We start from the raw sequence: 11,798 nt of genomic DNA, 5'->3' as shown, positions 1-11,798 counted from the left end.
CATTTGCGGTTATTATTCACATTAGTTAATGGACTTCAATACGTCCAACAGCATGTCTTTAAAAGCATCTCGATCAATCGATTCACAGACGCGGACATTGCGCGTGCGTTCCAGACGATTGTTAATATCGACAAGGCTGTAGCCTCTTGTCAGCTCACCGACCGTTTCGACATCCACATGATACAGATTGGACTTCGTCATCATCTTCTCGTCCGCCGCTACGGCTGCTAGGAGCGTATCCGGATGCGTCGTACCGTTGAGTCTGTGAACCGTTTTATTGAATCTCATGACGACCTTGTTGACGTCCTTGAAAAACTTCGCGCCCTTCGTTCCGAGCGCTTCAATCTCTTCATGGTCGTTATCGTCCATGATGGAATATTGCGTGCACATTTCCCAACCGACCATCGTGATCGGAATCCCCGAATGAAGCACGATTTTGGCGGCTTCCGGATCAACGTAGAAATTATACTCCGCACTCGGCGTAATATTTCCGAGCGCATTGTTCGTTCCGCCCATAATGTAGAGATGCGGAATCTTCGGCACAATGGTTGGATCCTTCTTGATCGCCATCGCAATATTCGTTAACGGCGCAATCGCAATAAGATGGATCTCTCCTGGATTGTTATGAACCGCTTCGATAAGGAAGTCGACAGCATGGCCTTTTTCGGGAGATTGAATCGCTTTTTCGAAAAACGAATCCCCCATTCCATCCTTGCCATGCACGTCCTCGACCGTACGATGCTCCTTCTGGCCGATCCCCATGATCGGGCCTTCATGCCCTTTGTAGACAGGGACTTGTCCGCTTTTTCCCGCGACTTGCACGGTGTAGAGCGCGTTTTCCACCTGCTGATCGAACTGGACGTTACCGCCGGTAATCATAATGCCTTCAACTTGAAAATAGTGAAGCGCGGTTAAAATGGCAATCGTATCGTCGCCGGCTGTGTCGGTATCAATAATGACTCGCTTTTTCTCGGACATTACAAATCCCTCTCCGTTGCTTTTTTCGCCAATTCGGTAATGTAATCAAAGAATGCGTCACGATTCACGTCATAGACGACATGGACCGGGCGTCCGTCCGCCGTTTCTACGGTACGGCCTTGGCTTGCGCCCTCCGTAATCACGATGCTGTTAATCGTCTGCACCTTCACCAGATCGCTCTTGCCAACGAACGCAGTCGTTAATACATCCCACAGATAGTATGTCGAGTTCGTCGAGAAGTGAACAAGAGGCGGCACCATCGCGTAGCATTGGCCCAGGAAATCAACGCCGATATGCTTGCGTTCCGCAGCCCAGCGCTCACGAACATCGAGCGTAAGCGGCACTTGATTCGTGCTTTCCAGTGCCACCAGATCAATCTCGATCCCGCTGTCCCATACGCGAGCAGCCGCATCCGGATCCCAGAATACGTTCCATTCTGCCGTTCCGTCATGCTCAGGCTCATGCACATTGCCTGCTTCACGGAAGGTTCCGCCCATCCATACGAGGCGTTCTACCTTTTCCTCGATCGTCGGATCGATATCTAATGCGCGGGCAAGGTCGGTAAGTGGGCCCGTAAACAGCAGGGTCGTCTTGCCTTCCGTTGCGCGCAGCGTGTCTATAATATGAAGATGTGCCGGCTTGTCCGCTACGGGAGTCACCACTTTACCGGATTCGTTGAGAAGCGGCAGGGCGTCAACATAGAACGCATGCATGCGCCAGTCCTTCGGGAACGGATTCTTCCCGCGGGAATTCGACGCGGCTACATCCAACCCGCCGTTGCCGAAACGATCGATGATTTTACGGCTGGCAAACATAGCCGGTTCCAAGTAACAATCCGCCGGAATGACCGACACGCCCGTCAGCTCCACATTGTCCATATGCAGTAACAAAAATAACGAAATTAAATCATCAACGCCGCCATCATGGTTAAAATAAATGTTCTTCTTCATCTTATCTCCATTCCCATCCCCATACATCAACACGCCCTTTGCAGGAAATGTAATTTTTGTATCAATGTATAAGACGTTGTAAAACCGAACAAAAATATTAGATCAACATTTATTATTCGGATTCCAATTAAAAATAATACTAAAATTTCTCTGAAAAATATATACTTAATGAAAAAATATTAGAATCCAAAAAGTGGGGGGCGGCGAGCGAATTGATGCAAAATGTGCCGGATGGTAGATGTGCTCATCCTGCTCCGGTTTTCGAGATAAAAGGAAAAAGCCCTCTCTGTGAGGAGAGGGCCGACCGAGAAAGCTTCCATTTTCAGGATTATTAACTTGGGTTAGTCTTCCGAGAAAAAGTCGAGATCTATCCTCTTTTCTTCATATACCGCAACGGTGGAAACCCCAAGATCGTAATCAATCATCAACTGGGCAAGCTGCTCACCATCAACCAACACTACTTTATTATCAATAAAAGTGACGTATTCTAGTGCTTCTTTTGTAAAGCTGGATGTTGTAATGAAGACCCCTTTTCGGGCTTTTTGTCCCTGTAATGCGCCCACGAACTTCTGAATCTCAGGGCGGCCTACCACACCTTCCCAGCGTTTTGCCTGTATGTATATCATATCCAACCCCAGCCGGTCTTCTTTAATAATCCCATCTATGCCGCCATCCCCACTTTTCCCTACGGCCTTCCCAGCGTCTGAGATTGATCCTCCATATCCCATCTTAACTAGAAGTTCCACAACCGCCTTCTCAAAAAACTGTGGACTACCCGCTTTTAACCGCTGTAAAAGCTCAAAGGCAAGCTCTTTGCGAAGAACTAAATAGCTATACTCAAGATTCTCACCAGGAGTACGTTGTTCCGAATGCAACGGCTGTTCATCTGATTTTTGATCATCATTATTCTTGGCAGTATGAAACTCCAGAAATTCAGGGAACTGACGAAGAAAGGAGATATTGATAATGCTGGGATTTGACTTTAAGACATCTCTGCCCTTTGTCGTAATTTTACAATAGCCCCGTCGTGGGTACTCAAGCAGCCCTGCTTTCATTAAATAAGTTCGTGCCCAACCTACTCGATTATCAAATATGGTCTGCCGACCACTTGGCAATTTTTCATCCAGTTCTTCATCAGTTAACCTGAAATGTTTGGCGAGGCTTTCTTTAGTATCGCGGTGCCTATGTTCTTGTTCATCACTTACCCGCATCAAGAATGGCAGCATGATAGATTGGAAATCAGGAATTGTCATTTTCTATCCCCCTCCGAATCATCGATATTTTAGTTTATATGGATTTCGTATTTCGGCATCTTGGGAAGTTGCTGCACCCCAAAAATTCAACTCCTTGCTTGTTCCTTCTTCGTGTCATGGGAGCACCACACTTGCATGTCACTGTATGTGATGCTGCAACTTCCTTCCTTGCCTTTGCGATCTCCGAGTTTGCTGCCGCGTTGCTCTTTTCAACAGGACGACGCTTCTTACTCGGTTGCCACTTCCCCCATGACCTCAGCTTCTGCTCAACAAGTGCTCCATGCCAGTAGTCAATTTTGAACTGCTCTGCTTCCTTTTTTGCAGGGGAAGTAAGATCTGATGTCGTGATAAGTAACGACAGAATACAGTCATGATTTCGTTTTGCCGCAACCAGTTCACGGACAGTCATAACAGGAACGAGATTATGTTCAGCGTAACACTTGGCCTGTACGGCGGTCTTCTCGCCGCGGCCATCGATAATCACAAGATCCACTCCGCCATCATTGCCGCCAACACCTACTTCTTTCACCGCATATCCCTGATCTCTGAAGTAAAGAGCAAGTAACCGCTCGAATTCTGCTCCAGATAAATCGTCTAATCGGCTGGTTAAGATGACCTCATCGTCTCTACAACCCTTAGTTATTCGCCTTGAGGTTGTCTGAGCGGTTTTCTTATTCGTTGGTTTGCTTTTCTGCTTCTTGTTACGTCTCTTCCGTGTCCAGAAGGCCCCACAGATCTCTGCTACTACGATCGAACCAATAAGAATGCCGAAAAAGAACCCCCAGTGCAATCCTGGAATGCTGAAATAAATAGCAAGTCCACCAATAATGAATAAGCCCCTCAATAAATAAGCAAGCTGTCTTCCTTCTGCATAGTAAGTTTTAGCCATTAAAATTATTCATCCTTCCAAATCTGTGTACATCCAGGTCTGTTGATTATTCCCCATTAAGTTTGAAACCACAGAAATCCCTTGTCTCAACTGGCTCCCGGCTTCGTAAATTTAATTTATTCATTTTCCAAATGAAGATCCCACTACAGTCAACAGCATAAAAGACGTTTGGAATCTGCCACTTTCGGGAACGATGCACAACAATTGTTCACCCTCGGAGAGATGTTGTCCTGCATTCAGCAGATCCTCCAGCATAATATAAATCGAAGCGGAACCCGTATTACCCTTCGTGTATAAATTCGTAAACCATTTCTCTTCCGGGATCGTCACTCCACCAAGTTTCAATAATCGGAATATTTCTTCCCTGAAAAAATGCGATGAATAATGACAGACCATCCAATCAATTGCCTCAGGGTCAAACCAGCCCTCCTCCACAAGCTCCACTAACCGACGGAACGCCTACTTTTGTTATTTCATTAACAAGTCTAACGTCTTGCTTCAGATTGATAACTCCATGATCCGCCGCTTCATGAATGGATGAATAATCAAGCCAGGAACGAATTCCGTCCTCTTTGCTCATTCCAGAATACATGCAGACATCATATTGATTCGCATACGATTTGTTATCAATCCATTCAATATGCAGGGACTGTCCCTTTGCAAGCTGCACCCGCTCCATCTGAAATCATAAATCGCAAGAAATCCGTGTCGAACGGTACTCGTCCATTGCTATAAATACTCTGCGCTTCAAATTTTGTATGTTTAAATTCACGGCTCAGAAACTCACTGGCACAAGCGATCGCCGCATTATGCTCACCAGATTTTATATGTACATAAGCATTTTTAAGCGCATGCGTTCCACTAGCACATAACCCGGAATGCGATGCAATTTCCATAGCGGGCAACCCGGTCTCTGCATGCACCATACTGGCAAAGCCAGGCAGAAGTACGTCACCTCTTGTCGTACCTGTCGCAAGGAACCCGATACCACGCTCTGCTACATTCCCATTTCGTTCTAATGCATCGCGAATAGCTAGGGAAGCCATCTCTGCGTTCGTGTATAAACTCTTTTGTTCTTTATCCATTGCTTAATAGCGATACCGGATTTCATTCTTCTCAAGAATGAGCCGCTTGGTTTTCGAAGGCTTGCCTCCAATTTTGCCGAGATAATCCTCAATTTCATCATTACTAACCGGAGAGACAGGAAGAAACTTACCTATACTTGTAATATAGACCGGATTCATAGAACACCCCACTAATTATGATATAATTATTAATTATTATGGGTATCTTGCTAAATGTAAAGTGTTGGATGAAGAACATGATATACCCACCTTTTATGGAACAGGCTCAATCCCTCAGCAAGCAGACTTAGATCGCGCACGCCTCATGCTTCTCAGCTTCTAATCACGTCGGCCTGCCTCATAAACTAACGCTTAAATCCATTCCATCTCGTGCATACTGATTTGTATTATTTCTTACAGTAAAGAGGGATGAATCAATGAGAAAAATAAGCCTGATTTTTTTATTAGTGAGTATTTTTCTGGTTGCATGCACACGTGAAGAAGCAGACAAAAAAGAAACAACTCCTCCAACGATGCCAACAGAAGGAACTAATCCTAGAACAACAGCAGACATCCCCATCGTAATCGCAACTCCACCACCTACTCTGGCTGACCGGGAAAGAGAACAAGCTGAGTTGGATAAGAAACGGAGAAGAAAAGGCGAAATTAAAATGGATAACCTAGAAACTGTAGGCGTAGAGGGAAGTTTGCTTAAAGGGGTTATGGCTTTGCTAGAAACCGTGAAGAATCAAGACAATGAGGAAAAATTAAAGCTTCATTATGATTCGAATTGGATCACCTTCGACGCTCTAGAAGAACCCTACATACTCGAGTTCACCAAAATAGCGTTGGACAATACGGAGCTTAAAGGAATGATTGATGAACATAATCTCCTTAGCTTTTCGAGTGACGTAGCTATTGTAGAGATTACAACAAAAGCTTTAAATCTGAACTTAGAGGAATCTTTGTTGACAGGAAAATATATTTTTTTGTAAAAGTGGATGGTCAATGGAAAGTGTTTCGTACATTTTAGATTTCAATCAAAGATGTACTAGAATTTTGGTACCGACAAATTTACCATATCAAAATTTGAGGGGGGTTCGAAGATTTTACAAATTTTCGAACCCATTACCTATTCTTAACTTTTTACTATTAACACACACTCCACATTTGTTGAGTTAACAGTGCATACAGGAGTAGTAGTTAATTTCTTATTACTTATAAAATGTAACCCTTGAGTCATGTACAAAATTTCTGATTTCATCAATAGTTTGCCTTGAGATTTGCGATAACTTACTTAAATGCTTAGCGTATAGTTCTCTTCCCTTCTCATCTACCCATGTTAAGTCAATATTTAAGTCAGGATATAAGTATTGTCTTTCGTTCCTAGGAAAAAAATTCCACGCTAAATGATTTGTGTAATCATCAAGAGACTTTAATAATTTCCTAAATAACGTTTGTACTTCCTCATTAAAAAACCTCTTAGATGGTTGTGAATAAGTGTAAACAAACTCATCTATTTTCTGCCTAGTTTCAGACTCATAAGAACAATAAGTGGCGATGTACTCAATAGTATCTATAAAAGACTCCAGTTCAATTGAACTAATGACTTCATCTAGCAATGTTTCATCCAATCGAAATAGTTTGTTATTTTGAGGATTGTGAACTACAGTCTTCTGATTAATTTCAGTTCCTCTAATCCATCCTTTAAAATTATATTCGGTTCCATCCTTATTAGTAAATCTTTGTAAAGAAAATGCAACTTCACCTGTAATCTCATTAATATCATTAACATTTCTAATTGAATTAGTATGTACTAGTTTTTTAAAATCCTTGTATTTTTCAATTTGAGGGTCTGCCACCTCTCGTTCAAAAACAGCTAAATTAATATTCTTGCTCTTCTTATTCAATAAATACTGCTCACTCAGAACAACTGCGAATACAGGTATATTATGCTTTAAAGCAAACTCATATTCTAAATGTGTGTAACTCTTGCCACTCTCTGACTCAATGGAACCATACTTCCCACCTAAAATTAACATAAGGATATCCGACTCTTTAATCCATTCTTCTATTACATTCCATTGGCTCTTACTTGCTGCAGTAAATAACTCCATTCCTGCAGGTATATGACCTGCCCTTAAAATTCCTTCTACTGCTTTTTGTCTTTCTTCTATTAAATCAAGATATGTTGAGGATACGAAAACCTGTAATTTCTTTTCCAATATACCTCTCTCCCTTTGATATGTCGTTTTTCTATTTTTCATTATCCCAAAACAAAGAAGGCTTAAAATGTCAACACTAATTCAGAGAATTTTTTATGGAATTGTTCTCTAAAGTCCACCGGGCTAACATAGCTTAATATGCCGTGGATGCGATGCTTCTTGTACCAGATTTACATAATCACTAAATTCAAGTGTCGGATGCTATAATAAAGACCAAAGCACGGCAAACTCCCCCCTGAATCCTTTTTCCATCCTGTATTGAAACCAATGACTTCACTGTTAAAAAAATCTGTTAAAGCAAATATAATTCCATTTACGTTTAAATTTTATACAAGCCCAAGCCCTAAGGACCACTTTTTCCAGCTTGCAAGCACTCATTGGAAAGAGTTCTAATGTGGTTATTTACGTTCCAGATCTATGTGAAGAGGTGACAGGGAGTACAACACGATTATCAAAGGAATGACATTTGCTCAAAAATATAATGAAGCACTTCTTCTATAGTGGAAGTGCTTCAATAATTTCAAAGCTAGAATAATTCCATAATTTTACCTTTTTCATAGTCAATCAATGAACTTAATTCATAATACTTATTACGTCTGATAGTATTTAATACTTCATCCTCACCAATATTTGATGGAATCATTGATTCTAATTTTTTTACTGCTGAATTAGGAACCCCATACTCCACTAATATAGCAAGGTTCTCTCTGATAAAATCATTTTCGATTTGACTGGCATAGAATGAATAATCCCCTGCCCTCATATTATATTGTGTGCACACATATTTTTGCAATTCATTTACAACATTCAACCATTTTGGTACTTTATATTGAAACCAATGTCTTAATGTCTGAAATGCTTCTCTGATAGCGAAGTCAAACAGTTCATCCTCATCATACTTTTCATAACTCTTCTGTGTCTTGTAGAACTTCATATTATTCTCAACCAATATCATAATATTTTGAAGTCTACTATAATCATTTGTTACCTTAACAAGTTTTTTTAAGGTCATCGGCTTTACATTTTCATTTTCTCTTATCAAATTGTTCCAACCTAGAGTTAAGACATATTGCAACTGCTCATAATTTGGATATCTGCTCCACCCAATATTACTATATTGCTCTCTAATATCTCTTTTTAGAATTTCTACTATTTTTTGCTGCCCAACAACTATTTCACCAGTTTTCTTAAACAACTCTCTTTCTTCAAAAGGAATACTCTTCAATCTTTTGTATTGTTCGCTATTTTTATCTTTAACATCCGAGTCATCTAGTTGTATTAATACTTCATCTGAAATAGGGTTTTGTTCATAAAACGGAATATCTATAACAATATCTTGCTTTTTAGGAGGTTTATTAAAATTGTAAATCTTACCGACATAATGAATCATCATTCTTCCCGAGCGACCCTTTATGTTGCTGTAGTCAAAAAAATCTATTTCTTTATTTTTCCCGATAGACTCATCAAAATAAATTACGTTCTTTGCACTTGTATTTACACCCTCAATTATGGTTGATGTGCAAAACAAGTATGATATTTTATTGTTATTGAAATAATCAACGAGTGTTGAGGATATATGTTTTTGAAGTGCACCATCGTGAAAAGCAATACCATATTCTAGACATGAAATAAGACTCCACTTATCACTAATATTTTCTTTAACCCATGCAATTAATTCAAACTGTTCTTGCAATTTATGCTGAGTTTTAGTAACTAAATAATCTAAATATTTTTTTGCAAGTTGTCTGGCACGATGTGGTGATGAACAATATATTAATGATTGTTCAAACTTCAAATCATCGAGCAATTCGAATAGTACCTTCTCCTTATATTCTCTTTTTGCCCCTCTACTTCCAAATAAACCTTGATGCTCCAAATATACATCTATTGAAATATTATCTACTAAAGAATAATTAGTAGAGTAAAATTCTGCATTATACTCCTTTGCAAATCCATCCGAGATTTTATTAATGTTTGGACCCAGCAAATAAAACTTGCTTCCATGTTTATTCAAAAGCAAATTAGCAGCATTATTTAGAACATCAGACCTCTCATCGTCCCTCTTTGCACTTAATTTATAAAACTCATCAATAATAAAAAAATCTATTTTGGGTAGGCCCTTATACTCCATAACCCTTTCAGCCGTTAGCAAAAATAAATTTCTCTTGTTTCTTGAAGGCTCTTGAGTTGTTCGTACTATAATTTTGTAATTGTCTTTATACTTATTTAGTTTCTTTCGAGTCTCATCCAATAGAGCTAGAGTAGGCTGAATCACAACAATATTATTGTACTTTAAACTTGCAACGACTTCCTCAATTAGTAGGCTTTTACCGAAACTTGTTGGGGCACTTACAATTAAATTCTTTTCGTTTTGAAGAAGTTTTTTTAGAAGATACTGCTCCTCATGAAGGATTTTACCTTGTAAATTAGAGGATACATGTAGTTTTTTTCTAATTAGTGAAGCAGTGCTACTTAAAGGAAATTGTTCTTTATTTTTCTCAAGGTATGGATAGAAGCCTGCCGATTCTATTAAATCAGTCCATATTTCATGAAATTGCGGGCTTATTTTTTTCCAATTATCAAGAACATTAATAATAATTTTACGGCCAAGGTACTCTGTTTCAGAATGCCTAAGCAATTTGGAGCACAGTTGAGTATATTCAAACATTGCATTGTCGCTAATATGATTTGCCATTCTAAAGTTTTCGACTACATCATCTACTTGAGAACTATTCATCATCGTATATCCCCTGTAAAGTATATAATTTTTTATGCATCCGCCGTATTAATGTATTTTTGCACTGAACTGGAAATAATAAGAGGATGATATTTAAATGTGATTTTAAGGGATGGTCATTTTTTAGGTTAAAATGATTCACTAAATTCCTTATTTCATCCTCAAAAAATGCTATGAATTCAGGATCCGTTTCATCATCGTACTCATAAAACAAATTACTTGAGTAGGTGCAAATTAATGGAATATTTATTGAGGAAAATACCTCTTTTAAAGCCTTATTTCGATCCATTAAATTTATCCAATGTTGTTTTTCGGGAATTGTATCTCCAGACATATGTTTTATTTTTTTGCTAATTAAAGTAAACTCCTGATTCAAATAATCATGTTTAAAGTGTTCTTTTATGTCACCAATAAGTGCTTCAATGCCTTTCTTTCCATCAATGTATAACTTCGACTCACCCAACCACAGCGTCTTTGAGTTTGGTTCAATGTGTACAGCATCAAAACCATGTACAGGGACACCATATGAATCCTTAAAATAAATTTTTGATAATAACGGTATAGTATTATGGTAATCACGTAAGAGTAGGTGAAGTATTAATTCGCCGAACTCTCCTCTTTTTAGGTACTTTTTATCTATGTCATCATCTTCTATAAAGCTATCTTCATCGACATAAATCTTTTTGGTTTCAACAAACTCATCGATTTTATACACTGCACTAGCCGCTTCATACAATAATCTCGTAGATTGTGAGATATGGACAACCTCACCCTCATGGTACCCAAAAGCAAATTCAGTAAGGGCATCTTGTAATATATTCACCAGGTTTCTCCATCTATATTTTTTCTGACCTTTGTCATCAATATCAAAACCAACAAGATAAGCTTTTAGTGCTGATTCCGTAATTTGCTCGATGACTACATTCTCAGAACCAAATATACTTGTCATATTTTGTACCTTCTTTTCCTAGTATGTTATCCCTATTCTACATAGTTCGCATTTTTCCTCCTTAATTTTCCCAATACAGAACCCATTCGGCAATTACCCATTCAGCCAACTACTACAAAACAAATATCCCCTCCGCTCAACATCCGAGATCATCATTACCAACAATCTCACGATGCTAACCACAAGGGGATACCTTCAAAGCTATTCTATTTTAACCCTATTCCATTCTCAAGTATTCTTATGACCTTCTTACCAAAGCTATACCCATTACTTCACCCATAATACCCGCACACCACTTCCGCCACCGACTTCGCGGCCACGAGCCCGTCCTCTTCGATATCGAACTTCGGATGGTGATTGAAGTAGACCTCTTGCGCGTTCTTCGACTTACAGCCAATGTAGAAGAAGCAGCCAGAGATTTTTTCCAAATAGTACGCAAAGTCCTCAGACCCGGCTAGCATATCGCCTTCATGGATAGCTGTCAAATAATCGCCGACTCCCTGCTCCAGATACCGAACGACGTTCGCGGTCACTTCCGGATGTTTGTAGAACGGCGGATAATCGGCCGCATAGGTTAAGGTCGCTTGTAAGCTGAATGTCTCTTCAATCCCTCTTACGATACGATGAATTTCTTTATCGATCAAAGCTTGGGTCTCGGTCGTCATGTAAGGCACGTCACCTTCAAGCTCGAAATAGTCCTTGATGACATTAAAGCTTCCTTTGCCGTCGAATGTAAGCTTTGTATCAATGTAT

General features: G+C 39.7%; 11 protein-coding genes and 1 pseudogene. 1 reads left to right on the top strand and 11 read right to left on the bottom strand.

Going from position 1 to position 11,798, the window contains the following annotated elements:
• Positions 1–21: 21 nt before the first annotated feature.
• From NNL35_RS07195 to NNL35_RS07165, 7 genes are all read right to left on the bottom strand, one after another.
• The gene (locus NNL35_RS07195) at positions 22–978 is read right to left on the bottom strand and encodes a nucleoside hydrolase (protein WP_254553063.1); all 957 of its coding nucleotides are present in this window, start codon (positions 976–978) and stop codon (positions 22–24) included.
• Positions 978–1,928 carry a nucleoside hydrolase gene (locus NNL35_RS07190; protein WP_111157217.1) on the bottom strand — a complete coding sequence of 317 codons (951 nt, stop codon included), beginning with the start codon at positions 1,926–1,928 and terminating at the stop codon, positions 978–980. Before NNL35_RS07190 ends, NNL35_RS07195 begins: the two co-directional genes overlap by 1 nt.
• 341 nt (positions 1,929–2,269) lie before the next feature.
• Positions 2,270–3,181 carry a restriction endonuclease gene (locus NNL35_RS07185; RefSeq protein ID WP_254553061.1) on the bottom strand — a complete coding sequence of 304 codons (912 nt, stop codon included), beginning with the start codon at positions 3,179–3,181 and terminating at the stop codon, positions 2,270–2,272.
• Between the two features lie 34 nt (positions 3,182–3,215).
• Positions 3,216–4,070 carry a restriction endonuclease gene (locus NNL35_RS07180; protein WP_254553059.1) on the bottom strand — a complete coding sequence of 285 codons (855 nt, stop codon included), beginning with the start codon at positions 4,068–4,070 and terminating at the stop codon, positions 3,216–3,218.
• Positions 4,071–4,190: 120 nt separating this feature from the next.
• On the bottom strand, positions 4,191–4,514 hold the full coding sequence (locus NNL35_RS07175; protein WP_238535439.1) for a 3-oxoacyl-[acyl-carrier-protein] synthase III C-terminal domain-containing protein: 324 nt from the start codon (positions 4,512–4,514) through the stop codon (positions 4,191–4,193).
• The gene (locus NNL35_RS07170; protein WP_254553057.1) at positions 4,486–4,650 is read right to left on the bottom strand and encodes a hypothetical protein; all 165 of its coding nucleotides are present in this window, start codon (positions 4,648–4,650) and stop codon (positions 4,486–4,488) included. Before NNL35_RS07170 ends, NNL35_RS07175 begins: the two co-directional genes overlap by 29 nt.
• A 55-nt stretch (positions 4,651–4,705) precedes the next feature.
• Positions 4,706–5,155 (bottom strand): beta-ketoacyl synthase N-terminal-like domain-containing protein, encoded by a 450-nt coding sequence (locus NNL35_RS07165; RefSeq protein WP_238535440.1) that lies wholly within the window; start codon positions 5,153–5,155, stop codon positions 4,706–4,708.
• A gap of 416 nt (positions 5,156–5,571) precedes the next feature.
• Between NNL35_RS07165 and NNL35_RS07160 the strand changes: the two genes are divergently transcribed.
• Positions 5,572–6,129, top strand: a complete 558-nt coding sequence (locus tag NNL35_RS07160) for a hypothetical protein (protein ID WP_006679103.1) — start codon at positions 5,572–5,574, stop codon at positions 6,127–6,129.
• 219 nt (positions 6,130–6,348) lie between these two features.
• Here NNL35_RS07160 and NNL35_RS07155 read toward each other — a convergent pair whose 3' ends face one another.
• The 4 genes and pseudogenes from NNL35_RS07155 to NNL35_RS07140 form a co-directional block, all read right to left on the bottom strand.
• A complete protein-coding gene (locus NNL35_RS07155; protein WP_006679104.1) occupies positions 6,349–7,359 on the bottom strand; it encodes a DUF4062 domain-containing protein in 1,011 nt (336 codons plus the stop codon).
• A 526-nt stretch (positions 7,360–7,885) separates the two neighbouring features.
• Positions 7,886–10,099: a DEAD/DEAH box helicase gene (locus tag NNL35_RS07150; RefSeq protein ID WP_040733847.1), complete on the bottom strand. Its 2,214-nt coding sequence runs from the start codon at positions 10,097–10,099 to the stop codon at positions 7,886–7,888.
• Positions 10,089–11,045, bottom strand: coding sequence for a HamA C-terminal domain-containing protein (locus NNL35_RS07145; RefSeq protein ID WP_006679106.1), 957 nt, complete (start codon positions 11,043–11,045; stop codon positions 10,089–10,091). Before NNL35_RS07145 ends, NNL35_RS07150 begins: the two co-directional genes overlap by 11 nt.
• 272 nt (positions 11,046–11,317) lie before the next feature.
• Positions 11,318–11,779: pseudogene (locus NNL35_RS07140) on the bottom strand (M20/M25/M40 family metallo-hydrolase); the annotation flags it as partial.
• Positions 11,780–11,798 lie beyond the last annotated feature (19 nt).

Origin of the sequence: Paenibacillus dendritiformis (assembly GCF_945605565.1) — a bacterium.
Lineage (GTDB): Bacteria > Bacillota > Bacilli > Paenibacillales > Paenibacillaceae > Paenibacillus_B > Paenibacillus_B dendritiformis_A.
This window is presented reverse-complemented; position numbering and strand designations above follow the sequence as displayed.

Bases quoted from the DNA above. Each gene is read 5' to 3' on its own strand.
- NNL35_RS07195 (WP_254553063.1), bottom strand. From the start codon at position 978: ATGTCCGAGAAAAAGCGAGTCATTATTGATACCGACACAGCCGGCGAC.
- NNL35_RS07190 (WP_111157217.1), bottom strand. From the start codon at position 1,928: ATGAAGAAGAACATTTATTTTAACCATGATGGCGGCGTTGATGATTTA.
- NNL35_RS07185 (WP_254553061.1), bottom strand. From the start codon at position 3,181: ATGACAATTCCTGATTTCCAATCTATCATGCTGCCATTCTTGATGCGG.
- NNL35_RS07180 (WP_254553059.1), bottom strand. From the start codon at position 4,070: ATGGCTAAAACTTACTATGCAGAAGGAAGACAGCTTGCTTATTTATTG.
- NNL35_RS07170 (WP_254553057.1), bottom strand. From the start codon at position 4,650: ATGAGCAAAGAGGACGGAATTCGTTCCTGGCTTGATTATTCATCCATT.
- NNL35_RS07165 (WP_238535440.1), bottom strand. From the start codon at position 5,155: ATGGATAAAGAACAAAAGAGTTTATACACGAACGCAGAGATGGCTTCC.
- NNL35_RS07160 (WP_006679103.1), top strand. From the start codon at position 5,572: ATGAGAAAAATAAGCCTGATTTTTTTATTAGTGAGTATTTTTCTGGTT.
- NNL35_RS07150 (WP_040733847.1), bottom strand. From the start codon at position 10,099: ATGATGAATAGTTCTCAAGTAGATGATGTAGTCGAAAACTTTAGAATG.
- NNL35_RS07145 (WP_006679106.1), bottom strand. From the start codon at position 11,045: ATGACAAGTATATTTGGTTCTGAGAATGTAGTCATCGAGCAAATTACG.